A 25,279-nucleotide genomic window follows, 5' to 3' on the forward strand; every position below is an offset into this window, starting at 1 on the left:
AGTCAGCCTCCCAGCAGGCTCAGCGGGTCGTGCTCGGCGACCGCGGCACGTTCCACCAGGTCGTTGTCGACGTCGATGTGGCTGCGGTGGACGGCGCGCCAGGCGTGCTGGCGGTGGGCCGGGTCGAAGCTGACCGGCATGTCGTGCACCGTCTCGGCGGTCGGGTCGCCGGGCCGCGCGTCACGGATGATTTCGAGGCGGACGGTGCGGGCGGCGCGTCGGCGGTGCCGGTCCGCGGCGATCCACGGCCAGGTGGTCAGCGCCTCGTCGACGCTCTGTTCGTGGACGCCGCAGGTGATCGGGCCGACCGGCGGGCAGGACCGCCGGCCGAGATACAGCGGGAAATGCGGCCGGTGCAGCGCCTCGTCCAACCCGTGCAGCAGTTCCCGTTCCCCGCCGACGACCGCCACGAAGGCGGCGTCGGCGAGGTAGAAGCGTTCGGTCAGCGGCGCGCTGATCCGGCCGTCGAGGCTGCGGGCGGTCTGGAAGTCGCGCAGCACCTGGCCCGGCTGGTCCAGGCGGACGCCGAACTCCAGACCGAGCAGCTCGGTCAGCGGGTCGGTGCGGCGGATGCCGCGGGCCGCGGCGAGCAGGCCGATGACACCGCTCTTCGTCGGGGCGACTTCGGTGCCGCGGCGGGCGAAGCGGCTGGAGGCGCCCCACGCCTGCATCGGCGCGGCGAGCCGCAGCACCAGCACGGTCATGCCGACCGGCCGAGGGCTGCGGCGACGTGCTCGCCGACACCGGTGACCAGCTGCGGGAACGGCACCGCCATGCCAAGGTCGGCCAGCGCCGCGGTCTGCTCGCCGACCTGGGTGACCCAGCTGCCGGTCGGCGTTTCGCCGTAGGCGTGCTCGACCGCGCCGATGTGGGAGGCGAGCGCGTCGGCGGCGAGCTTGACCCGGCCGGCGGCCTCGGTCTCCTCGATCGGCTGCTCGAACGCGCCGACCATGTTGATCGGCTGCGTGTCACGGGCGCGGACCACCACGGCGTCGGGAAGGGTCCGGTGCGCGAAGGTGTTCTGCTTGCCGGTCGGGACGCTGCGAGAGAACGCGGTGAGGAACGCCTCCACGGCGGCGCGGGTGGCCGCGGCGTCGCCGAGTGTCTCGTGCAGCGCGGCGACGTTGATGGTGGCGTAGCGGTACAAGGTGCAGGAGTTGAACTCGACGGTGCCGATCATGCCGGCGCCGGTCTCCGCGGCGTCGGCCTTGCGGTCGTCGACGGCGGTGAAGTAGTCGTATTCGTTGTCGACGGCGTGGACGCTGATCGCGTGGGCGACCTGGCAGGCTGCGTCGACGTTGATGTCGGGCATGTCGGCGACCATCCGGCCGAACATGGCGATGTCGACCGAGTGCTCGGTGTTGGCGAGGGCCTTGAACTGCGCCTTGTCCAGCGCGGCGCCGGCCTGCGCGGCCTGCACCGCGGCGGCGGCGAGGTTGTCGAGCTGGCGGTGGCTGAGAAACAGCAGGTAGCCGGACTCGATATCTTTGGCCTCGCCCTTCTTCTTCTCGGCCTTGGCCAGCCCGGACGCGGCGAACACCTCGGTGGCGAGGGCGGAGGCGTCCAGCTGCGGGTCGAGCCGGCGGATGCGCTCGGCGAGCGACTCACCGACCCGCTTGGTGCGCTCCCCCAGCTGCGAGTCGTCAAGCACACCGTCGAATGCGAGGCGGGTGGCGCGCTTCCACGACTGGCTGGAGACCCGGGCCCGGCGCACCCCGCCGTAGACGGCGGTCTTCGGCGAGCCGGTGTCGTCCCGGTTCAGGTTGCTCGGCGGCACGGTCTGCAGCGCGTACACGTCGATGAAGATGCGGTTCATGCCTGGCTCTCCTCGGAGGTGTCGGTGGTGGACTCGGTGCCCTCGGCCGTGCCGGGGCGGTTGCGGATGAACTCCCGGCCCCACATCGCCTGGGTGTCGGTGCGGCCCTTCGGCCGGCGCAGCGCGCACAGGTCGTCGGCGAGCAGGCCGTAGTCCAGCGGCAGCTGGTGGGTGCGCAGCATGGTGATCAGGCCGCGCAGGTGGTAGATGCTCTCGGCGTAGGTGCTGGCGGTGCCCAGCGCCGCGAACCGGCGGCGGACCCCGTCGGGGCCGTCGGAGGCCCGCACGAGCCCGGCAACGGCGAAGCCGAGGCCCTGGCCGCCGACGTGCATGCGTTCCCGGCGCGACTGCTGGTGCAGCGCGTAGAGAGTGACAGCGTCGTGGACGGCCTGCTCGGCGTCGTCGGCCCGGTCCGCGGGCCGGCGGGACAGCAGCGCCTCCGGCACCCACAGATACGCCTCGAGGGTGTAGTCGAAGCCGGGCGCCTGGCCGATCCCGCGGCGCAGCCTGGCCAGGGCGGCCACCGCATCCGGCCGGGGCGGGTCGCTGAGCACCTGCGCCTGCAGCGTCCCGACCGTCCGGGCGACGTGCTCGCCGAGCTCGCGCCGGCGGCGGGGCGGCACTCTGCGGGCCTGATCGGCCGTCGCGGTCGTCATTGTGGTACCTCCTGGATCTGCTGGGTGTCGTCAGAGGCCATCGGCAGTGCCTTGGCCAGCCCGGTCCGGAACCATGCTTCGGCCTGGTAGCTGGAGTAGTGCACCGGGCTGCCGTCCCGCCCGGCCCGCATCCGCCCGACCCAGGCCTTCGGACCGGCCTCCCGCACCAGGTCCTCGCCGAGGCGGGCAACCGCGCGCCGCACCCTCCGCTGCCACGCCGCCCGTTCGGCCGTCAGGTCGCTGCCAGCGCCGAGTCTGGACAGCCAGTCGCGGAAGGCTCGGTCGAGCACGGCGTACCCGCGTTCGGTGGCCCGTGCCGGGGCGCCGCTGTCGGCGTCGCCGCCGGCGGCGCGGACCAGGTTCGCGGCGAGCTGGCCGAGCACCCGGACCGCGGCTTCTGCGTCGGCGGCGGCGTCCACGGCGGTGGTGCGCTGCGGTGATCCGTCGACGAGCACCAGCACATTCATGGTCAGTGCATCGCTGAACACGTCCGCAACGACCGCTGCCTTCGTGCCGTAGACGACAGTGGTGGCGCGTGGGCGCACCTGCACGTCCTCGCCAACAATCCTGGCGACGGCCAGGTGGGCCGCCCAGCGCAGGACTGTCGGCGACAGCCGCTGCGGCGGCTCCTTGCCCTCCGCCGGTGGTGGCAGGAGCGTCTGCAAGCCGCGCCACAGGGCTCGGGTGTGGTCGTGCGGCCGCGGCAGGTACACCGGGACGCGTTTCTGCTGTTTCTCCCGGGGGCCGCTGCGCCCCCACACGCTCATCGGCTCGACCTGGTGGCGGTCCTGCCAGTCCAGCGGATCGCCGTTGGAGATCATGGCGCCGGTGATCCGGGTGCGGTCGCCGAAGAGCCGGATCCGCCGGGACTGCCACGTGTACAGGCCGAGTATCCCGTACGGGCCGCGGGTTGCCGCGGCCTCCTCGGTTGCGGTGTGCGGGTCGCGTTCCCACACCGGCTGGTCCCGCTCGTCGGACGGCAGCCAGCCGGGCACCACGGGCACCAGGTTCAGCAGCAGTGTCTCGCGCAGGGTGGCGCCTTCGAGATGCACGCCGCCAAGGGCGCCTACCGATCCTAGGCCGATCGGGTAACCGCGCCCACCCTTGACCCGAGGGTCGCCGACCGCGCCGGTTTTGATGCCGGACGGGTCGTAGGCCTGGCCGTGCACCAGCCATCGCGCCGCCTCGGCCGGTGTCACCGACTCCAGGCCAGGACCGGCGCGGGAGGTCAGGTACTGCAGGCCGCTAGGTACGTCGGCGATGATCCGTTCCAAGCCGAACTGGCCATCGTTTGCCGCGCGCAGGTCGGCGACCTGGTAGAACGGCTGGGTCGGATGCAGCAGGTCGAACCGGTCGCGAACCTCGTCGAGGTAGCCGTTGAGGTCCCCCAGTGGTAGTTGCGTGTCCCGCCACAGCGTCCGCCAGGCCGCCTCACCGGGCGGGCCGTCGGTGGCGCGGTGCAGCACCGCGAGGGCCAGGCGCAGGATCGCGAAGTTTTGGCTCGGCAGCTCGCAGGCGATCATGCGCAGCTGGCCGGCGCGTTCGAACAGGTCCAGCAGGCTGACGTCGTTGCGTCGGCCGTCGATGTCCAGGACCGGAATCCAGGGTTCGTCGAGCAGTGAGAACCCGGCGAGTTCCACGGTGACACCTCCCTCGGGGTTGGGCGACTCAGGTGGCGCGGGTGACCCGCAGCCCGTCGTCGCGGTGGTAGTGCAGGATGAAGTCGCCGACGCGGGCGTTGCCGTCGGCGTCGATGTCGAGGGCGAGCTCGCCGGCCAGCCAGGCGCTGCCCTGCCAGGCGCGCAAATCCATGCGCTGCTCCAGGTCGGCGATGACGTCGTCGATGACCTCGGGCGCGGTCATCATCCGGGGTAGCGGCAGCGTGCAGCGGGCGATCTGCCGGGGCAGCGGCCACCGCGGCTCAGCGGCGACGGGGACCGCGGTGCCACCGCCGTCGATCCACGGCGGCAGGACCAGCCCGTCCGTGGTGCGCACCAGGAGCAGTACCTCAAGTGACTCGCCGTCAGTGTCGCGGACGTGCCCCTGGGCGACCCGTTCATCGGTGTCGCCGACGCCGCCGGTCAGCCAGTTGATGAGGGATGCACCGGGCTCGCCGAGCTCGGCGAGCCGGAAGCTGTCGGCCTTGGCCGTCTTGGCCGCGGTCTCTTCGCGTTGCCGCTCGTCGGCGTAGGTCATCGCCGGCTGCCAGGATGCCGGGCCGACCGGGGCGTCGCCGTAGGCGGCCTGGGTGAGTGGGGCAATGTCGGCCGGTAGGCGCAGTGGCTTCCCGTCGAGGTGCGGCAGCAGCACGGCGGCGGCGCGCAGCAGCGCCGCGGGGCTGTAGACGCGGCGGGAGCCGGCGACCGGCTGCGGCGGCTCCTGTGTCCAGTCGGCGCCGGTGACGAAGCATGCCGGGGTGGCGACCCGTTCGGGGCGGCCTGGTCGCGGGTGGCGGTGGAGCCGGCCGATGCGTTGCAGGATCAGGTCGACCGGGGCGAGGTCGGTGACGAGCAGGTCGAAGTCGATGTCGAGGGACTGCTCGGCGACCTGGCTGGCCACGACGACGTACCGGTCGGGGCGGGTCGCCGCGCCGGGCGGGCCGAACGTGTCGCGCAGCCAGCGGTCTTTCGCGGCACGGTCGACGGCCATGAACCGGGAGTGGGCGACGGCCACCGGTGTATCGGAGCCGAGTGCGGCGCGCAGCGCTGCAGCGGTGTCCTGGACCCGGGCGACGGTGTTGCGGACCACGAGGGCGCAGCCGCCGCCGGCGAGCCGCTCGCGCAGCAGTTCGGCGAGGGTGGCCGGGTCGTCGTCGAGCCGCTGCAGCTGGACGTCGAGGCCGCGGCCGGACTCGGCGCAGCTGGTCGCGACGGTGCCACGGTCCGCTGCGGAGACGGTGACGAGCGGGTAGCGCAGGTCGGCGCGTGCCGCCGCGTACGGGTCGACGACGGGCTTGCCCCGGTCGCGCCAGGTCCGCCGTGGCGCCGGCCCGAGCCGGCCGCGGTCGTACGCCTCGAGCAGCTCGGCGCGGCGGGCGGCGGGCAGCGTCGCCGACAGCACCACGACCGGCACCCCGTAGCTGCCGAGCCACTCCAATGCCCGGTCGAGGAACCGCCCCATGAACACGTCGTAGGCGTGCGCCTCGTCGATGACGACGACCTTCCCTGCGAGGCCGAGGTGGCGCAGGACCAGGTGCCGGCCGCGCAGCGCGGCGAAGAGGAGCTGGTCGACGGTGCCGACGACGAAGCTCGACAGCATGGTCCGTTTCGCGCCGGCCAGCCAGGTGTGGACCGCGATGTCGGCGCCGCCGTCGTCCTCGCCGATGCTGCTGGGCAGCGGCGTGCGGCGTAGCCGGTCGAACTCGGGGTTCAGCGCGGCCTTGCCGTGGGCGAGCCGCACGTCCAGTGCGCCCCGGCCGGGTTGCGCGTCGGGCAGCCGGCGCAGCCAGGACAGCATCCGGCCGAACATGGCGTCGCTGGTCGCCCGGGTCGGCAGCGCCAGGTAGCAGCCGGCGACGCCGGTGCGCCGGGCGAGGATTTCGACCGCGGCGAGTGCCGCCTCGGTCTTGCCTTCCCCCATGGCCGCCTCGACGATCATCATGCCGGGGGCCGGCATGGTCTCGGCCAGCTCTGCGACGGTGCGCTGCACCGGCCGCGGCGTAGCGCCGGGCGGCAGATCGAACCGGGCGGCGAACAGCGCGTCGACGTCGGCCGGCGGCGTTGCCGGTGTCCACGGCTCGGGCAGGTCGAGTAGCTCCCAGCCGGAGACGAGCCGGGCCGCGTCGGTACCGTCCACGACGTAGGGGAAGAACTCCTCGTTGCTGGCGATCCAGTCCGCGACGATGACGAGCCCGGTGAGTGCCGCCTGCACCGGCTGGGACAGCGGGGCGTCGCGCCAGCCGTCCAGCCGATTGGCGGCCCCGGACCGCTCCCCGGCCCAGGCGAGCAGCTCCTGCTGCACGTCGTGCCACGCCGGGTCGCCGAGCAGATACGGGCGCAGCTGCAGCTGCCGCAGCTGCTCATCCGTCGGTGGCACGCCGTGATGCCCGCCGACGACGACCGCGTACGGGTGGGGGTCGTCCCAGCCCTGCTGGGAGAGCCAGTCGGCGAGGACGAGATGCCCGGCGGTGGCGTGCGGGGCGAGCCGCCGGTCGGCGGTGATCTGTCCACTGTGGTAGGTCAGGCCGTGGTCGCGCATCCGTTCGGCCAGCAGAGGCGCCTGGATCGCGAACGCGGGCGTGGCCTTGCCGACGTCGTGAACGCCGGCCAGCCACACGGCGAGGGTGCGGCCGTCGCGGTCGCCGCCGGGCAGCTCGTCGGCGATCCGGCGGCGCACCGCTCGGCTGAGCCAGTGGTCCCAGAGCTGCCCGGCCACGTCGGCGGTGTCGGCGAGGTGCCGCCACAGCGGCAGCCAGCCGACGGGCGACTGCCCGGTGCGGTCGGTCTTGCCCCACACCGACCGGGCCGCTGCATCCAACGTCACGGCGCCACCCCGACGGCCGGCAGCAGGACGCTCGGCGTGCCGCTGTGCGACAGATACAGCACATCGCGGGCCCGGGTCATCGCCACGAACAGCAGGCACCGCTCGCGTTGCAGATCCTGCTGATGCGCGTGCGCGTCCTCGGCCGCGGACGTGACGGCGTTGGGGGCCGGCAGGACGCCGGCGTCGAGGCCGACCACGGCCAGGCACTGGAACTCCAGGCCCTTCATGCCATGCATGGTGGCGACCCGGACACCGTCGGTGCCCTGCCGGTCGTCGGCGACATCGATGTACGCCTCCCGCAGCGTCCGCGTGATCGTGTTGACCAGCTGCCCGGTGCGCGCCGCGACGCCGATCGCATGGGGTTCCACCCCCTGCTCCAGCCACGTGCCGACGGACTCGACGAGCGCATCCAGTTCGACGGTGCGGTCTGGGTGGCCGGCCAGCGCCGGCGCGGCACCGTGCGTGACCGAGTGGTAGCCGTGCAGTGTGTCCGGCTCGCCGTCCAGGCCGACCACGGACTGTCCGCTGAGGATGCCGACGGAGTAGCCGAGGATCTCGTGGGTGGTGCGGTAGTTGACGGTGAGCCGCCGGGTGCGGCCACGGACCTGGATGCCGAGCTGTGCCAGCGACACCCGGTTGTCGTAGATGCGCTGGTTAGGATCGGCCAGCAGGAACAGGTCGTTGGGGCCGGGCGCGACCAGCGCCCGCAGCAGCCGCCACTGCGCCGGATGCAGATCCTGCGCCTCGTCCACCACGATGTGCCGGTACGGCGCCGGTGCGGCGCCGGCGATCGCGGCGGCCTCGTCGGCGAGCTGCGTGTAGGTGCGCATACCGCGCTTCGCCAGTTGCGCGACGACGCCCTGGATCGCGGCCCACACCTGGTCCCGCTGCTCGGCGCGCAGCCCGCCACCGCGTCCGGCGCGGGCCACCTCACGATAGGCCTCCATGGTGCGTAGCTGCCGGGCGAGGACGACCTGCTCCCATTCGCGGCGCAGGAACGTCCCGCCGAACCGGGTGAGCCGACCGGCCCGGTTGTGGTACGTGGGACCGTTCGCCGCCGCTTCCTCCCACAACCTGCTCAGCGCGTCCTCGGCCGGCACTGTGATCTTTCCGGTCCGGGCGACGATCTCGTGTGCGAGCCGGTCGACGCTGATGACGTCGATCCGGGCGCGGACCGCGGGTTCGTCGGCGAGGAGGCCGAGCTGGCGTTCCAGCGCTTTGGCGAGGGCCCGCGTGAACGTGGTGAGCAGGAGCTTCGACCCGTCGGCCGGCAGCCGGCGGGCGAGGTGCACAGCCCGGTGCAGGCCGGTGACGGTCTTGCCGGTGCCGGCACTGCCGGTGATCAGCGCCGGGCCGCTGTAGACCTCGCGGTAGGCCGCGTCGTGCTGCGTCGGGTGCAAGAACGTACGCCACAGCGCGAACGGGTGGGCCAGGATGGCGGCGAGCTCGACCGGTCCGGAGACGAACGTGATGCGGTCGGGGGTGCGCCGCGCCGCGGCCTCCAGGTCGTCGACGTCGACATCGGCGGCGTCGCGACCGCCGATGATCCGCTCGGCGAGTTCCTCGAAGACCTCCGCGGCGGGCATCCCGGATGCCAGCCCACGCAGGACGTCGGCCTGTACTCGAGGCAGGAATGGGCACAGGCCGTCCAGCTGTCCGTCGGTGTCGATCCGGCGCAGCAGCGGTACCAAACCGGGGTCGACACCGAGACGCGTCAGCTCGGCCGTGGATACGTGGTTGAAGAGCCCGTCGGGCATCGGATCCTCCGGCAGCGCCTGCGCAAAGGCTTCGATGCCGGCAGCGTCGCGCACCTCCAGGACGCCGACGGCGGGGTTGACCGAGAAGACGCGGGTGGTCGCGTAGGTGTTGGCGTCGTCGTGCGGGAGTACCTCGGTGAGCAGGTACTTGGCGTTGCCGAGCGCGACGACGATCCCGCGCCAGAAGTCGGAGATCCGGATGGTCCGCACGTTCGGGTCGCGGGCCCCGGCCAGCTTCTCCAGATGCAGCCCGGCGTGGGTGTGCTGGTCGAACTTGCTGATGGCCGCAACCACCGCACGCTGCACCGCCTTGGGCAGGCTGCCGTAGCGGCGCAGAAAATCCGTATCAATAGCCAGTTCCGCCATCGCACCCCTCCCCATTGACGTGTTGGACCGGGGCCAGCATAGTTGTGAACTATGACTACAAGCAATGCCATCATGGCGGCCATTCACGCACGGGTGACCGATGGGGGTTCACCCGAACAGCTCATCGACTCCGGCTTTCGCCCCACCGCTCGATAGGCTGACTGCCGTGATGGTCGGTCTGCACCTCAAGCAGCGGTATCTCGTGGAGCACCCTCGCCTGCCGCACCGTGGCATGGCCGATGTGTGGACGGCCCGCGACACCGTGCTGGACCGGGAGGTGATCGTGAAGGTCGGCCCGGCCGGCATGGACGCCGACCTGCTGCGCCGCTTCACACGCGAGGCGTTGCTGACAGCCCGCCTGATCCACCCCGGGGTGCCGACCATCCACGACTTCGACATGCACGACGGCCGCCCGTATCTCATCCTGGAAAAAATCAACGGCCCGACACTGGCCGACCTGACAGCCGAGGTGGACCCCGTGCCGATCGGCTGGGTCTATGCCATCGGCGCCCAGATCGCCGCCGTACTCATCGCCGCCGAACGGCACAACCTCGTGCACCGCGACCTCAAGCCCGCCAACGTCATGCTCGAGCGCAGCGGCGCCGTCAAGGTCCTCGACTTCGGCCTGGCCACCATCCACGACGACGCGCGCTACTCCCGGATCACCCGCAGCGACCAGAGTCTCGGCACCGTCGGATACATGGCACCCGAGCAGGTGCTCGGCGAACCGATCGACCACCGCACCGACCTATACGGCCTCGGCGGCATCCTGTATCACCTGCTCGCCCGACGCGCACCGTTCGATGCAGGCTCCACGCTCGCCACCGTCCGCCACCAACTCAGCCAGGCACCGCCCCGCCCCGCCGCGCTGCGACCCGACACCCCAGCGGAGCTCGACGCCCTCATCGGCGCGTTGCTGGCCGAACGGCCCGAGGACCGGCCCAGCAGCGCGCTCGACGTGTACGACGCGCTCGCTCCGCATGCCGTCGACCTCCCGCCGCTGCCCGGCGTGGTCACCGAGGGCGCCGACCCGGTCCGGGCCTACGCCGCCGTCGTGGGACGACACCCGACACGCCTGCCAGACGCCCCGATTCCCCACGCCAGGACGACCGAACCGGACGACGAAAGCACGGTCGCGACCGCGGAACGGCTCGAGGCGGGAGGCGCATACCGGGCCGCCGTCCGAACCTGGCGCAGGCTCGCCACCGCCCACGAAGGCGAGCACGGGCCGGCCCATGCCGCTGCCGTCGACTGCTGGATTCGTGCCGCCGGCGCCCACGTGCTGCTCGGCGAACACGAGCGCGCAGTGCGGCTGCTGGACGGCCTGTCACAGCGGCAGCTCGGCGTGGTCGGCGCCGACCACGCCAGCCTGCTGCAGGTGCAGGCGGAACTGCAGCGGCTGCAGGCCCACCGCGGTGGCCCGGGCTGACACGGGGCGGGACCCGCGGTCGATCCGCACCGACCGCGGGTCACTGAACCGGCGAGGCAGCAGCACCGCCTTCTGCGGCGGAAACCCTTCACCACGAAACACCAGAGCGCACGTCTGCCCGCGCACCTCCGTGGTCAGTGCACGGCGGGCCAGCGGCGAGTACATGGTGCGGTGCTTGAGCCAGGCCGCTTCCTCCCCGTGCGGGTCGAAGCCGCGGCCGCTGGCCGCGTGACCGAACGCGTCGTGCACGGCGCGGAACATGTCGTTCTCGCCGTCACTGAGGTACGGATGCGGGTTCCCACTGGCGGCGCTGGCGAACACCCGCAACCGCCGACAGCGGAGATCGTCCAGCAACGCCGCAGCATCCGCATACGGATCCTCATCGACGATCCGGACCGCAACCCCGAGGCCGCCGTACTCGATACGGCCGATCAGGAAGTGGTACTGCTGGACCGTGTCCCGGCAGAAGGCAGCGTAGACCGCGTCGGCCTGCGCGTCGCGGTCCGGCGCCGCGGCGTACGCATCGGCGATCGCTCGACCCAGCACAGGGTCAAGCCGCACCCGCCGATACGGCACCCGGTCGCGGAACCGGCCGCCGAACCGGCGCACACCGTCACACAGATACGCGACCGGCTCGAACGACGGCGCCGGGGCGGGAAGCGTGGTGGGTACGAACAAGCGTGTTCATGGTCCTCCTTCAGTCGTCGGGCGAAATGGTGTCAACGGTGGTGACGGTGGTCGGCGCCTCGCGCTGCTCCCTGCGCAGCAGCTCGCCGAGGACACGGATCTCCGATGCCTGGCGAGCCTGCGCGAGCTTGGCGAACTTGCCGATCGTGGTGCTGCGACCGCGGCGCGCCATAACCCCTCCCCCATGTGAACCGTTGTGGATACGCCTCAGCGTAGAGCACTGTGAACATAGGCCACAAGCATCTGATAATGTTAACTCGTGCAGCAGGAGGAGAACACCGCCATCGGCGACGCCACCCTGACCGCCAGCGGCATCGCATCACTCGCCGGCGTCGGCCGGGCGGCGGTCAGCAACTGGCGCCGCCGCTACGGCGACTTCCCCACCCCGGTCGGCGGCACCCCGGCCAGCCCCACCTTCAGCGCCCGCGCCGTCGAGAAATGGCTCCGCGAGCAAGGCAAACTGCACCAGGCCGGCACCGAACAATGGGCATGGCGACACATCGAGAGCTACCAGCCCGCGGCCCAGATCGGCGACGCCCTCGGCATCGCCGGCGCCTACCTGCTCGCCCACGCCACGAAACCCGCCCTCGGCCTGCTCACCCCGAAGCAACTCACCACCCGGCTGCGCAGCATCGACCGCGGCCTCGCCGCCACCGTCGACGAGCTCCTGCCGGCGCAATGGACCCCGCAGCTGACAACGATCCTCAACACCATCCACCTGCTGGCCCAGGAACAAGACCCAGAGACCGCCTTCGAGTTCCTCCACACCAAGTACGTCACCTCGGCGCAGTCGATGTCCGGCCTGGCCAGCACACCTGACGCCGTCGCCGAAGCCATGCTCGCCCTCACCGGCGAGGGCACGGTGACGTTCGACTTCACCTGCGGCACCGGATCCATCCTGCGCATGGCCGCCGACCGGGCAGTACGCACCGGCACTGCGATCACATGCCTCGCCCAGGAGATCAAGCCCCAATACGCCCTCATCGCCCACCTGCGACTGCAGTTCGTACACCGCCGCGCCATCGAGGCCGGCCGCAACACCCCACCACCCGTCCTCCACGTCGGCGACAGCCTGCTCAACGACGCCTACCCCGACCTGCGCGCCGACGTGATCGCAGCAAATTTCCCGTTCGGCATCCACGACTGGGGACACGACCGGCTCGCCTACGACCCACGCTGGGTGTACGGACTACCACCGCGCACCGAACCCGAACTGGCCTGGATCCAGCACGCCCTGGCACACCTTGCGCCAGGCGGCACCGCCGCCGCGCTCATGCCGCCCGCCGCCGCGCTCCGCCCCGCCGGCCGACGCATCCGCGCCGAACTCATCCGCCGCGGCGTACTCCGCGCCGTCGTCGCACTCAAGCCCGGCCTCATGCCACCGGCCGGCGTCGGCCTGCACATCTGGGCCCTCACCCAGCCCCACGCCGACGAGCCACCGGCCGACCGGATCCTGTTCATCGACGCCTCCGGCACCGAACGCCCCCTCGACCTGGTCACCGCCGCATGGCACCAGCACCGGTCCGGCGAGCCCGCCGAGGCTGCGGGCGTATACCGCAGCGTCCCCGCCATCGACATCCTCCACGACCACGTCGACCTCACGCCACAGCGCTACCTGCCACCGGCAAGCGGACCAGGCGGCGACCCAGACCACACCATCGCCGCCATCACCAACCTCCAACGACTCCTCGACCAGGTCCGCCACGCGCTGCCCGCGGTACGACCGGCCACCACCGCATCCGTGCGCTCGACTCCCCAGGTCAGCCTTGGCGACCTCGTCCGGTCCGGCACCATGGCAATCCTGCGACGCGTCGAGCTACAAGCCGGCGACATCCTCATCCCAACCGTCGGCCACCCGTCCATCCCGCGCGTCGCCACCGGCCAGCAAGCCGGCACCGAACTCTCCCCCGACATGCAGGTACTCCGCATCGACCCGGCACGCTTCGACCCGTGGTTCGTCGCCGGGTTCCTCGCCCACAATGACAACCCGCGCAACAGCGGCCGACCGTCGAGTTCAGGCAGCGGAACATTCCGCTCTGACCTGCGACGCCTGACCATCCCAGTGCTGACGCTCCAGGCCCAACGCGAGTACGGCGACACATTTCGGCGTCTGGCCGAATTCCGCACCACCCTCGAACTCGCAGCGGCAACCGGCGCAGGCCTCGCACACGAAATCGAGAGCGGGCTCAGCTCCGGCATCCTCGAAGCAGCGCCAACCAACAGACGCTGAGCTGAGTTCCCATAGGGTCCGACAATGTCTGCTCCGCACACCCAGCCCGTATGATGGATCGCGCGAGCAAGTGAACAAAATCGCCACTCTTGATCTCCAGCCGCGCAGGTCAGGAAGTGTGCTCCCCGCGCACGCGGGGATGGTCCGTACCGCTGCGGGGCGCTGGACTACGCAGGCGAGTGCTCCCCGCGCACGCGGGGATGGTCCCTCGACGGCGCTGGTCAACGCCTGGTGCGACACGTGCTCCCCGCGCACGCGGGGATGGTCCCGATGAGACGCTCCAGTCCATTGCCCGCATCTTGTGCTCCCCGCGCACGCGGGGATGGTCCCCGGACGACGGCCATCGGGTCCTGGTCGGGGAAGTGCTCCCCGCGCACGCGGGGATGGTCCGCTGAGGCCGCCGGGACGGCGGCGCCCGAGGCCGTGCTCCCCGCGCACGCGGGGATGGTCCCACCAACTCGGCGCGCTTCTGGTTGGCGCTGTCGTGCTCCCCGCGCACGCGGGGATGGTCCCTGGATGAACATGCGGGGCCTCAGCCAGGCCATGTGCTCCCCGCGCACGCGGGGATGGTCCGGGGCTGGTAACAGCGACCGATGAACCTGCCGGGTGCTCCCCGCGCACGCGGGGATGGTCCGGCGTCGGCCAGCCTGTCCTTCGCCCGGTCCGGGTGCTCCCCGCGCACGCGGGGATGGTCCCACGCCGGTGGGGTCGACGTCGACCAGCACGAAGTGCTCCCCGCGCACGCGGGGATGGTCCGGAGTCTGCGGTCCGGCGTGAGACGGCCCTGGAGTGCTCCCCGCGTACGCGGGGATGGTCCCCTGAAGCCGTCCACGCGGCACGGCGAGGTGAAGTGCTCCCCGCGCACGCGGGGATGGTCCCTGAAGCCGGCGCTCCTCATCCGCTTGGCAACTGTGCTCCCCGCGCACGCGGGGATGGTCCGGTATCCGGATGTGCTCGGGGGGTTGCGGATGCGTGCTCCCCGCGCACGCGGGGATGGTCCCACGATGTCGAGGGTGACGCTGGTACCGGCGCCGTGCTCCCCGCGCACGCGGGGATGGTCCGCACGTGTCGGGGCTGGTCGCCGAGCGAGAGTCGTGCTCCCCGCGCACGCGGGGATGGTCCGGCCGCCTGGCTCCAGTTCAGCAACGACACGGCGTGCTCCCCGCGCACGCGGGAATGGTCCGTCGCGGCGCAACGCGGCCAGGCCTGCCTCGACGTGCTCCCCGCGCACGCGGGGATGGTCCTGACGATCTGTCCGCCGCCGCTCTCGCCCCGGCGTGCTCCCCGCGCACGCGGGGATGGTCCCCGGTGCCGGTCGTCGTGGTGACCGTGGCGGCAGTGCTCCCCGCGCACGTGGGGATGGTCCCGTCGAGAGCTTCACGCCCATCCTTGCCACCAAGTGCTCCCCGCGCACGCGGGGATGGTCCGTTCGGCTACCACTTCGAGGGGGCCTGGCAGGTGTGCTCCCCGCGCACGCGGGGATGGTCCGTCAGCACCGACCGGTTCAATTCCGGAAGAAGCGTGCTCCCCGCGCACGCGGGGATGGTCCGTGACGGGTGTCGCGGATGACAAGACTGTCGCGGTGCTCCCCGCGCACGCGGGGATGGTCCCGTTCGCACGCAGGCGTACGGCCCGCTGTTCGAGTGCTCCCCGCGCACGCGGGGATGGTCCCGCCCCCGATCACGACACCGGCCGCCGCACCGAGTGCTCCCCGCGCACGCGGGGATGGTCCCGGAACTCCTCGGGCACGAGGAAGCCACCCTCGGTGCTCCCCGCGCACGCGGGGATGGTCCGGGACAGGGATGAGCAGCAGCTCAGACGGGCTGGTGCTCCCCGCGCACGCGGGGATGGTCCCCCCCGCGGCCCCCGTCGGCCCACCACCCAGCAGTGCTCCCCGCGCACGCGGGGATGGTCCCTCGTCGCGGATCACCTCGGCCGTGCGCACGAGGTGCTCCCCGCGCACGCGGGGATGGTCCGGACAAGCGGAAGAACGGCATTCTCTGGCTCGGGTGCTCCCCGCGCACGCGGGGATGGTCCTCGGTGACGTACGCGTCCCATTGGGCCGCCAACGTGCTCCCCGCGCACGCGGGGATGGTCCGGTCGTACAGGCGAAGCTTTCGCCTGCGCCCGTGTGCTCCCCGCGCACGCGGGGATGGTCCGGCCGCCGATGACGGCAGCGATGAGGGCCAGTAGTGCTCCCCGCGCACGCGGGGATGGTCCGGCGGATGGACGCCATACCAGGAAGGGGAGACCGTGCTCCCCGCGCACGCGGGGATGGTCCCAACACCACCACACCCGGCGACGCCACCCTGATGTGCTCCCCGCGCACGCGGGGATGGTCCGCCGTGTGCGGTGATGCTGGCGTGGATGCCGTCGTGCTCCCCGCGCACGCGGGGATGGTCCGTTCCCGTGCTAGGCCCATCATCGTTCCCCTAAGTGCTCCCCGCGCACGCGGGGATGGTCCTTCCAGGCAATCTCCAATTTGGCTGCTGGCGGTGTGCTCCCCGCGCACGCGGGGATGGTCCTACACCCAAGGTCGCGGTTGGTTGAAGAGGGGGGTGCTCCCCGCGCACGCGGGGATGGTCCGTACAAGCCGGAGTACGACCTCCACCTCATCAAGTGCTCCCCGCGCACGCGGGGATGGTCCGCTCAAACTGGCCAGGCAGATCAGGGAGTTGTAGTGCTCCCCGCGCACGCGGGGATGGTCCCTCCGGGTGCTCGCCGCCACAGTCCGCGCCGATGTGCTCCCCGCGCACGCGGGGATGGTCCCCTGCGGCACTGGGTGATCGCCTGGACCGCCGCGTGCTCCCCGCGCACGCGGGGATGGTCCGCTCGGCCCCGCGATCGGGAACCTCGGCCGCGAGTGCTCCCCGCGCACGCGGGGATGGTCCGCTGGGGCCGTACGCCCCTTTGCCGTCCAGGATGTGCTCCCCGCGCACGCGGGGATGGTCCGCCATCGGCGTGCTGATCCTCGGCTTCGAAAACGTGCTCCCCGCGCACGCGGGGATGGTCCGCAGCGGCGCAGGCTGGCGGCGCGCCCGGCGAGCGTGCTCCCCGCGCACGCGGGGATGGTCCCAGGTCGTCGGGGACGTGGGCCTGCTCCTACTCGTGCTCCCCGCGCACGCGGGGATGGTCCGTAGCCGGCGCCGCCGAAGATCGCCGAGAAGTCGTGCTCCCCGCGCACGCGGGGATGGTCCGGATGGCCCGACGCGCTAGACGACGATTACGGAGTGCTCCCCGCGCACGCGGGGATGGTCCGGGTACGGCCACCCATGGACGAACTGCGGTGAGGTGCTCCCCGCGCACGCGGGGATGGTCCCTCATCGTGCACCATCGAGATCTCGACACCGTTGTGCTCCCCGCGCACGCGGGGATGGTCCTCCCTGGTAGTCGAGCCGAGTTCATCCGGGGTGGTGCTCCCCGCGCACGCGGGGATGGTCCCACGGGGTTCGTAGGCAGGCTGACCGGCACAGTGTGCTCCCCGCGCACGCGGGGATGGTCCGGTCGGACACGCGCGCTCCTCACAAGCACGTCAGTGCTCCCCGCGCACGCGGGGATGGTCCGGCTGCTGCGTCCGAGGTGGACGGCTGGCGGACGTGCTCCCCGCGCACGCGGGGATGGTCCCTGGCTACCACGGGGGAAACCCGAATGGATGTCGTGCTCCCCGCGCACGCGGGGATGGTCCCCGCTCTCACGCGGCTGCTGGCCGTGTGGTGGCGTGCTCCCCGCGCACGCGGGGATGGTCCGTTCGACGCCTGCGACTTCAGCAGCCGCTGGTAGTGCTCCCCGCGCACACGGGGATGGTCCGGCCAGGGCCAGCGGGTCGCCCAGCTCCAGGGAGTGCTCCCCGCGCACGCGGGGATGGTCCGCGCACACAGCAGAGCAACGGAAAGGACCGGGGGTGCTCCCCGCGCACGCGGGGATGGTCCCTGTGACGGTTGCGGGAGCACCCTTCACGGTGAGTGCTCCCCGCGCACGCGGGGATGGTCCGAGTTCGCCGGCGGCCGCTGGTTCACCTGGATCGTGCTCCCCGCGCACGCGGGGATGGTCCGAGTTCGCCGGCGGCCGCTGGTTCACCTGGATCGTGCTCCCCGCGCACGCGGGGATGGTCCGATGACGCACTACCCGCGCCATCGGTTGGCAGTGGTGCTCCCCGCGCACGCGGGGATGGTCCGGTTCCGTCGCTGGGTCTGTCTCGTCTGGTGGCGTGCTCCCCGCGCACGCGGGGATGGTCCGTTGCGCGTGCCGACCAGATTGCCGACGTTGATGTGCTCCCCGCGCACGCGGGGATGGTCCGGTCGTTGGCTGGAGGCCGGCCGGTCCGCCGGAGTGCTCCCCGCGCACGCGGGGATGGTCCCCGGAGGAAGCGGGCGCCGACCGTCTCGCCGTCGTGCTCCCCGCGCACGCGGGGATGGTCCCCTGATCACGCCGGCGATGCTCGGCACGATCGTGTGCTCCCCGCGCACGCGGGGATGGTCCGGTGGTCATCCCGTCCCGCAGCGCGTACCCGTAGTGCTCCCCGCGCACGCGGGGATGGTCCCCGTCGCTGGACGGCCCATCGGTGTGAGCGTCCGTGCTCCCCGCGCACGCGGGGATGGTCCGGCGCTCCGGTCGGCGATCTACCGGGCTACCACGTGCTCCCCGCGCACGCGGGGATGTCCGCGATGCGTCGAGGAGCTTATTCGCCTGCGCCTGTGCTCCCCGCGCACGCGGGGATGGTCCGGTGGCGGGCAGGGTGTACTGCGGGGTCGCCGGGTGCTCCCCGCGCACGCGGGGACGGTCCGTTATACATACTGTGAAGTAACTTAGCCCTCTTGTGCTCCCCGCGCACGCGGGGATGGTCCTCAGCTCGGGGTGCTCGCGCTGGAGCCGTTCCCGTGCTCCCCGCGCACGCGGGGATGGTCCCTGCGCCTCGACGGGTGGATCGTCGCCGCCGACGTGCTCCCCGCGCACGCGGGGATGGTCCCTACCTGCGGGTGCGGCCGCCGGCCGAGGGCACGTGCTCCCCGCGCACGCGGGGATGGTCCGACGTCGCAGATCGCCGGGGCCCTGGAGCGCGTGTGCTCCCCGCGCACGCGGGGATGGTCCGGAGCTGGAGCAGGCGTTCGAGCGCCGCCCGCCGTGCTCCCCGCGCACGCGGGGATGGTCCTCCCACCCTCCAGACCGGGGACGTGGGCACCCTGTGCTCCCCGCGCACGCGGGGATGGTCCCTGGCCGACCTCGGGTTCGATGCGGAGTGGTCGGTGCTCCCCGCGCACGCGGGGATGGTCCCGCGCCCGCGCCGATGAGCATCGCCGCCTGCTCGTGCTCCCCGCGCACGCGGGGATGGTCCACCTCGTCCCGGACTTCGCGAACACCGGCTCGTAGTGCTCCCCGCGCACGCGGGGATGGTCCGTGCAGGCCCGACGAGGCGCGGGAGGCGAGGACGTGCTCCCCGCGCACGCGGGGATGGTCCCAGGCACAAGCTCTCGCAGCGGTCATGAGGATCGTGCTCCCCGCGCACGCGGGGATGGTCCTGCTGCCGGCGCGATCCGGATCGACGTGAAGTCGTGCTCCCCGCGCACGCGGGGATGGTCCGGGTGGGGGGTGACCCTCGCGCTGGGGGGCTCCGTGCTCCCCGCGCACGCGGGGATGGTCCGGGCTGCGAGACCTCGGCGAGGTGTTCGGGAAGGTGCTCCCCGCGCACGCGGGGATGGTCCGGATTCCGGTGGGGCAGCCGCGTTCGCGGAATCGTGCTCCCCGCGCACGCGGGGATGGTCCTGCGCGGAGTGACGCGATGAGGGTCTGGATGTCGTGCTCCCCGCGCACGCGGGGATGGTCCTGGACCTGGCGACGTCCGACCAGGGCCTGTACGGTGCTCCCCGCGCACGCGGGGATGGTCCGTGCGGCAACGGTGTCTTCATGCGTGTCGGCAGGTGCTCCCCGCGCACGCGGGGATGGTCCGCCACCAACCCGGGACTGGCCCTCAACATCGATGTGCTCCCCGCGCACGCGGGGATGGTCCGTTCCGGCACCCGATCATGGGCAACCGGAGCTCGTGCTCCCCGCGCACGCGGGGATGGTCCGAACGGCAAGGCGTACCGCATCCGCGACCTCGTGTGCTCCCCGCGCACGCGGGGATGGTCCTCACATCGGAGACGTGGATCCAGTCGCGGACCTGTGCTCCCCGCGCACGCGGGGATGGTCCGATCGTGTGCCGTGTCTGCGGGTGCGAGACGTAGTGCTCCCCGCGCACGCGGGGATGGTCCGATCGTGTGCCGTGTCTGCGGGTGCGAGACGTAGTGCTCCCCGCGCACGCGGGGATGGTCCGCTGACGGTGCCCGTGATGCTCTTGCCCTGGTAGTGCTCCCCGCGCACGCGGGGATGGTCCGGCGCTGCTGCTCGTCACCACACTCCCCCGCCAGTGCTCCCCGCGCACGCGGGGATGGTCCGACGTTGCCCAGCGCGGCGAGGCCGCCGCCACGGTGCTCCCCGCGCACGCGGGGATGGTCCCGGTACCTGGTATGCAGTGCCCGATCAGGGAGAGTGCTCCCCGCGCACGCGGGGATGGTCCCGGGGCGGCAAGAACGGCGACAACGGTACGGGTAGTGCTCCCCGCGCACGCGGGGATGGTCCGGTGAACGACACCCACCGGGCTCCCTGTCTCGTGTGCTCCCCGCGCACGCGGGGATGGTCCGGCGCCGACGCGGCCCTCGTGCTGCCCGTCGTGGTGCTCCCCGCGCACGCGGGGATGGTCCCACGTCGGGTGGGCTCGCCACCTATACCAGCGGGTGCTCCCCGCGCACGCGGGGATGGTCCTATCGGCCTTCGGCAGCGGGGCCCGTTCAAGGTGTGCTCCCCGCGCACGCGGGGATGGTCCGATCACGCGGGCCGGCTGGAACGGCCCGGGGCAGTGCTCCCCGCGCACGCGGGGATGGTCCCAACAGCGCCGGTCTGTCGTTGTACGGCTGCATGTGCTCCCCGCGCACGCGGGGATGGTCCCGTCGACAGCGTTGCCACGCAGCACCCCGGCGAGTGCTCCCCGCGCACGCGGGGATGGTCCCCCGACGACGACCGAGCCGGGATCGACCGACGGGTGCTCCCCGCGCACGCGGGGATGGTCCTTTGACCTGGCCGGCATCCTTGCCGAACACATCGTGCTCCCCGCGCACGCGGGGATGGTCCCAGTCCGCTTAGCCATCACTCGCCACCCTTCAGAGTGCTCCCCGCGCACGCGGGGATGGTCCTCGGGGTCGGTGGTCTCGGCAAGGGTGGACGTGGTGCTCCCCGCGCACGCGGGGATGGTCCCGATGGCTACAGTGCTCGACGGGTGCTCAGCGGGTGCTCCCCGCGCACGCGGGGATGGTCCCCAGGCGCTCCTCCTGTACCGGGTGCTCCTCGAGTGCTCCCCGCGCACGCGGGGATGGTCCGCTGTCCGCGTCGCTGATCTCGATCGTCGCGTCGTGCTCCCCGCGCACGCGGGGATGGTCCCCAGGCGCCGTGCAGGTTGTGCAGCTGCCGGTGGTGCTCCCCGCGCACGCGGGGATGGTCCTGGAACAGCGTCTCGTTCGGGTCGCCGATCTCGGTGTCGTGCTCCCGCGCACGCGGGGATGGTCCTGCGCTGGCGTCGCTGAACGTCGACGTGCAGGAGTGCTCCCCGCGCACGCGGGGATGGTCCGTCCCTGCTGGTGAAGGCCGGTAAGTCGGAGGCGTGCTCCCCGCGCACGCGGGGATGGTCCCGTGTGCTCGTCGAGGTACAGGAAGCCCTTTTCGTGCTCCCCGCGCACGCGGGGATGGTCCAGACAACGGCGTTACGGCGAAGCTGACGCAGACGTGCTCCCCGCGCACGCGGGGATGGTCCTGGATGACCAGCCCACCGGCTCTTGCGTCACGTGTGCTCCCCGCGCACGCGGGGATGGTCCGGCTGCCTACGAGCAGGCGGTGGACGCGCGTCTGTGCTCCCCGCGCACGCGGGGATGGTCCGTGGATCACGACAAGGCGGGCGAGGGGCCGGCTGTGCTCCCGCGCACGCGGGGATGGTCCCTTGTCCGTGAGCTCACGGCGGAGCTCGCGCCCGTGCTCCCCGCGCACGCGGGGATGGTCCGGCGGGGATCTGCACCAGCGTGATCGCGGAGATGTGCTCCCCGCGCACGCGGGGATGGTCCCTGGGCGATCGTCGGCGGTGCCACTGCCACGGCGTGCTCCCCGCGCACGCGGGGATGGTCCGGTGAGCACGTAATGCTCAGCGGCCGGCGGCAGGTGCTCCCCGCGCACGCGGGGATGGTCCGACGCTGAAGGCAGGCATCTCCTTGACGGTGCCGTGCTCCCCGCGCACGCGGGGATGGTCCGAACCCGGACATCGCCACCCTCTCCGTCACCGTGTGCTCCCCGCGCACGCGGGGATGGTCCAGACGGCGACCCGGTCCGCACCTGGACCAAGGTGTGCTCCCCGCGCACGCGGGGATGGTCCCTCGGCGGCGTTGACGAACGGGCAGATCAGCGCGTGCTCCCCGCGCACGCGGGGATGGTCCGGCGCTCGGCGAACGCGACACCGCCCTCGCCGAGTGTTCCCCGCGCACGCGGGGATGGTCCGGCGCACGGCCTCAAAGAGCTGTCCGAGGACTTGTGTCAACGACGGTTTAGAACTGGCTCTGGCACATTTTCCGGATGCTGTTGGTGATCTTATTGGCTTGATCGGTTTGGGTGCGTCGCTGCCGGAGCCGGAGGGTCCTCGACGCTGAGATGGCGGGATGTCGATGGGTCGGAGTTCGGGTTCGGCTGTGCCGGTGGAGACGGCTCGGGTGGCGTGGGCGGCGAACCCGAAGGGCACGCCGGCGATATTGATGCGGGATCGGTTGCAGGACCTGTTCGTCGACGAGGACTTCGTCGGTTGGTTTTCGGCGGACGGCCGTCGTGGGGTGTCGCCGGCTCGGTTGGCGCTGGTGTCGGTGTTGCAGTATGCGGAGAACCTCACCGATCGGCAGGCGGCGCGGGCGGTGGCGTGTCGCATCGACTGGAAGTACGCGTTGGGGATGGAGTTGACCGAGCCAGGGTTCGATCATTCGGTGCTCAGCGAGTTCCGGGATCGGCTTGCCGAGGGCGACCGGGCTGACCGGTTGCTCGCGGTGATGGTGGATCGGCTTGCGGAGGCGGGATTGGTGCGGACGCGGGGCCGGCAGCGTACGGACTCCACGCATGTGCTCGCTGCGGTTCGTCGGCTCAGCCGGGTGGAGTTGGTCGCAGAGACGGTGCGCGCCGCGCTGGAGGCCCTGGCGAAGCTGGATGAGGTGTGGCTGGCCAGTGTTATACCGTTGGAGTGGGCCGAGCGCTATGGCCGGTCGGCGCGGCACGAGCGGCAGCCGACGGTGCGGCTGCTGTGCGGCAGTATGTGGAACAGGTTGGCGCTGACGGCATTGCTCTGTTGCAGGCTGTCTACGGCCCGAGTGCCCCCGCAGCCGTCCCGGGGGTGGCCGCTGTCGAGGTGTTGCGTCAGGTCTGGGTCCAGCAGTACTGGTACGACGAGTCCGGACAGCTGCGCTGGCGGGAGGCGAAGCTGTCCCGAGCTCGCACGAGCCGGGAAGGCACGGCGCGGCGGCGTTCCGGCACCACGGCGGCCGACGATGATGCGGAGCCTGCTCGAGTGCCGTGGTCGAGTGTGGAGGTGGTGTCGCCGCATGATCCGCAGGCCCGGTTCAGTCACAAGCCGGGAAAGGTCGAATGGGTCGGGTGTAAGGATCATCAGACCGAGACCTGCGACGAGGACCGGCCGAACATCATCGTGCACGTCGTGACAACGCCGGCCCCGGAACAGGACGTCGGTGTCGTCGACGCGATCCACACCGCGCTGGTCGGGCAGCAGATGGCGCCGGCGGAGCACCTGCTGGAGAGCGGCTACGTCACGCCCGAAACGGTGCACCGGGCGTCGACGGCTCATGGGATAACGATTGTCGGGCCGGTCCGCGAGGATCCGCGTGCCGTTGAACGACCTGGCTTCGCCAAGGAAGACTTCCACGTCGACTGGCGAGCCGAGACTGTCACATGTCCACAAGGGACGGTCAGCCCGCGGTGGAAGCCTACGGTGGCGGACGGCAAGCCGCGGCTGTCGGTGTTGTTCCGACGGGCGGACTGCCGCGCCTGCACGGTCCGGCAGCAGTGCACGGGAAACGTTGATGGCAAAGGCCGGCACCTGCTCCTGCTGCCCGAGCCGTTGCAGGAAATCCAGACCCGGACTCGAGCGCTACAGCAGACTCCTGAGTGGAAACGGCGCTACGACCTGCGCGCCGGATGCGAGGCCACCGTGTCAGAAACCGTCCGCGCACACGGTTTACGCCACTGCCGTTACCGCGGACTCGCGAAGACCCACGTCCAACACGTCCTCACCGCCGCCGGCACCAACATCATCCGACTCGCCCAACACCGGCCAGACCCGCGACGACGACCACGGAGCCGTCTTCAGCAACTCTTCCGCGCCATGACCGACGACTAACCCCAAGATCACCAACAGCATCCGCTAAGTGCGCCAGAGCCAGTTTTCACGCGACGCCGACAACTTGTGCTCCCCGCGCACGCGGGGATGGTCCTGGACAAGCGAGCCCGGTATCGTGTCCGCCCGGGTCCTCCCCGCGCACGCGGGGATGGTCCGGTCGCCGCGGCGGCCCTGGTGATCAATGGTGGGTGCTCCCCGCGCACGCGGGGATGGTCCGGGCTGGAGCGGGAACTCGGCCGAACCGAGGACGTGCTCCCCGCGCACGCGGGGATGGTCCCGTCCACCACGTCACGGCGGTCATGCGGTCACCGTGCTCCCCGCGCACGCGGGGATGGTCCCGGCATCCGCGGTGGCGGCAAGACCGTGATGCTGTGCTCCCCGCGCACGCGGGGATGGTCCGGGCCGGATCTACTACGAGCCCGCCGCCAAGGCGTGCTCCCCGCGCACGCGGGGATGGTCCCGGGGCGTCTTTGAGCTTGTACGTGTCGGCGACGTGCTCCCCGCGCACGCGGGGATGGTCCGGCGGTCGTCTCGAAGCGGCAGCGCGACTTCGTCGCGCTCCCCGCGCACGCGGGGATGATCCCCCGTCCTGCTCTGGCCGCGGCGCCTTCGCGGCGTGCTCCCCGCGCACGCGGGGATGGTCCACCCTGACGAAGCGCGCGTGGACGACCTACCTGGTGCTCCCCGCGTACGCGGGGATGGTCCCCAGTCCACCGCCTCGGTCAGCGCGATGATCGCGTGCTCCCCGCGCACGCGGGGATGGTCCCTGCGACGTCGATGGCAGCCCGTGTCAACGACGGTTGACACGTGTCGACGCCAGGGTGCTCCCCACGCACGTGGGGGTGGTCCCCGCTTTGTGGCGCGTTGCTCCGCGGACACCAGGTGCTCCCCGCGCAGGCGGGGATGGTCCGAACAGACATGACTCGATGCGTCCGCCGGACGCGTGTTGCCCGCGCACGCGGGGATGGCCCGTTCTAGACGGTGGCTGTCGCGAACATCTGGCCGTACTCCCCGCACACGCGGGGAGTACGCCACGTCCCCGTCATCCCCGCCGGTGTGCTCCCAGCGCACGCGGGGATGGCCCCAGCAGCCCGGCGGCGGTGAACGCGGTCGTGGCGTGCTCCCCGAGCACGCGGAGATGGTCCGGGGCGGGGATGGGTTGCCGCGCAACGCAGCACGTGCTCCCTGTGCATGCGGGGATGGTCCCAGCCCGAGGGTGGGGCCCTGGACGGTGCTGCCGTGCTCCCCGCGCATGCGGGGATGGTCCCCGGTTCACGAACAGGTCGGGCTGTCAACGGCGGATTAGAACTGGTTCTGGCCCTCTTTAGTTGATCGATGGGTGCCGCTGCGCAGTGGCTCGTGTCCACTGTGTACGGTCCTGCCGGTGCGCT

General features: G+C 71.8%; 11 protein-coding genes, 1 pseudogene and 2 CRISPR repeat arrays. Of the genes and pseudogenes, 4 read left to right on the forward strand and 8 right to left on the reverse strand.

Annotated features, from left to right (window positions below; translation table 11 throughout):
• Positions 1–2: 2 nt before the first annotated feature.
• From cas5e to AB0B76_RS47140, 6 genes are read right to left on the reverse strand one after another with little or no spacing between them, the layout of a single operon-like run.
• The gene (gene cas5e / locus AB0B76_RS47115; RefSeq protein WP_360388978.1) at positions 3–704 is read right to left on the reverse strand and encodes a type I-E CRISPR-associated protein Cas5/CasD; all 702 of its coding nucleotides are present in this window, start codon (positions 702–704) and stop codon (positions 3–5) included.
• Complete coding sequence (gene cas7e, locus AB0B76_RS47120; RefSeq protein WP_360388981.1) at positions 701–1,816, reverse strand: type I-E CRISPR-associated protein Cas7/Cse4/CasC; 1,116 nt, start codon at positions 1,814–1,816, stop codon at positions 701–703. Before cas7e ends, cas5e begins: the two co-directional genes overlap by 4 nt.
• Positions 1,813–2,472, reverse strand: coding sequence for a type I-E CRISPR-associated protein Cse2/CasB (casB, locus tag AB0B76_RS47125; RefSeq protein ID WP_360388984.1), 660 nt, complete (start codon positions 2,470–2,472; stop codon positions 1,813–1,815). The genes cas7e and casB overlap by 4 nt, the downstream gene beginning before the upstream one ends.
• The gene (casA, locus tag AB0B76_RS47130; protein ID WP_360388987.1) at positions 2,469–4,112 is read right to left on the reverse strand and encodes a type I-E CRISPR-associated protein Cse1/CasA; all 1,644 of its coding nucleotides are present in this window, start codon (positions 4,110–4,112) and stop codon (positions 2,469–2,471) included. The genes casB and casA overlap by 4 nt, the downstream gene beginning before the upstream one ends.
• A gap of 28 nt (positions 4,113–4,140) precedes the next feature.
• Entirely contained in the window at positions 4,141–6,954 is a 2,814-nt protein-coding gene (cas3, locus tag AB0B76_RS47135; RefSeq protein WP_360388989.1) for a CRISPR-associated helicase Cas3', read from the reverse strand.
• On the reverse strand, positions 6,951–9,077 hold the full coding sequence (locus AB0B76_RS47140) for a UvrD-helicase domain-containing protein (protein WP_360388992.1): 2,127 nt from the start codon (positions 9,075–9,077) through the stop codon (positions 6,951–6,953). Before AB0B76_RS47140 ends, cas3 begins: the two co-directional genes overlap by 4 nt.
• Positions 9,078–9,309: 232 nt before the next feature.
• On the opposite strand from AB0B76_RS47140, the gene AB0B76_RS47145 reads away from it, so the two are divergent.
• On the forward strand, positions 9,310–10,506 hold the full coding sequence (locus tag AB0B76_RS47145) for a serine/threonine-protein kinase (protein WP_360389027.1): 1,197 nt from the start codon (positions 9,310–9,312) through the stop codon (positions 10,504–10,506).
• Here AB0B76_RS47145 and AB0B76_RS47150 read toward each other — a convergent pair.
• A complete protein-coding gene (locus AB0B76_RS47150; protein ID WP_360388994.1) occupies positions 10,405–11,115 on the reverse strand; it encodes a hypothetical protein in 711 nt (236 codons plus the stop codon). The two genes, AB0B76_RS47145 and AB0B76_RS47150, sit on opposite strands and share 102 nt — an antisense overlap.
• Before the next feature lie 88 nt (positions 11,116–11,203).
• Complete coding sequence (locus AB0B76_RS47155; protein ID WP_360388997.1) at positions 11,204–11,365, reverse strand: hypothetical protein; 162 nt, start codon at positions 11,363–11,365, stop codon at positions 11,204–11,206.
• Positions 11,366–11,452: 87 nt separating this feature from the next.
• On the opposite strand from AB0B76_RS47155, the gene AB0B76_RS47160 reads away from it, so the two are divergent.
• From AB0B76_RS47160 to AB0B76_RS47170, 3 genes and pseudogenes are all read left to right on the forward strand, one after another.
• Positions 11,453–13,423, forward strand: a complete 1,971-nt coding sequence (locus AB0B76_RS47160; protein ID WP_360389000.1) for an N-6 DNA methylase — start codon at positions 11,453–11,455, stop codon at positions 13,421–13,423.
• Between the two features lie 118 nt (positions 13,424–13,541).
• A CRISPR array of direct repeats spans positions 13,542–21,994; the repeat unit is 28 nt; unit sequence GTGCTCCCCGCGCACGCGGGGATGGTCC.
• 251 nt (positions 21,995–22,245) lie between these two features.
• Positions 22,246–22,512: pseudogene (locus AB0B76_RS47165) on the forward strand (transposase); the annotation flags it as partial.
• A 266-nt stretch (positions 22,513–22,778) separates the two neighbouring features.
• Entirely contained in the window at positions 22,779–23,888 is a 1,110-nt protein-coding gene (locus AB0B76_RS47170) for a transposase (RefSeq protein ID WP_360389003.1), read from the forward strand.
• A 66-nt stretch (positions 23,889–23,954) separates the two neighbouring features.
• Positions 23,955–25,155: a CRISPR direct-repeat array (repeat unit 28 nt; unit sequence GTGCTCCCCGCGCACGCGGGGATGGTCC).
• The last annotated feature ends 124 nt before the right edge of the window (positions 25,156–25,279 follow it).

Source organism: Dactylosporangium sp. NPDC049140 (assembly GCF_040648435.1).

Excerpts from the sequence above, each read along its gene's own strand:
- AB0B76_RS47155 (WP_360388997.1), bottom strand. The coding sequence starts at position 11,365 with ATGGCGCGCCGCGGTCGCAGCACCACGATCGGCAAGTTCGCCAAGCTC.
- AB0B76_RS47140 (WP_360388992.1), bottom strand. The coding sequence starts at position 9,077 with ATGGCGGAACTGGCTATTGATACGGATTTTCTGCGCCGCTACGGCAGC.
- casB (WP_360388984.1), bottom strand. The coding sequence starts at position 2,472 with ATGACGACCGCGACGGCCGATCAGGCCCGCAGAGTGCCGCCCCGCCGC.
- cas7e (WP_360388981.1), bottom strand. The coding sequence starts at position 1,816 with ATGAACCGCATCTTCATCGACGTGTACGCGCTGCAGACCGTGCCGCCG.
- cas5e (WP_360388978.1), bottom strand. The coding sequence starts at position 704 with ATGACCGTGCTGGTGCTGCGGCTCGCCGCGCCGATGCAGGCGTGGGGC.
- AB0B76_RS47145 (WP_360389027.1), top strand. The coding sequence starts at position 9,310 with ATGGCCGATGTGTGGACGGCCCGCGACACCGTGCTGGACCGGGAGGTG.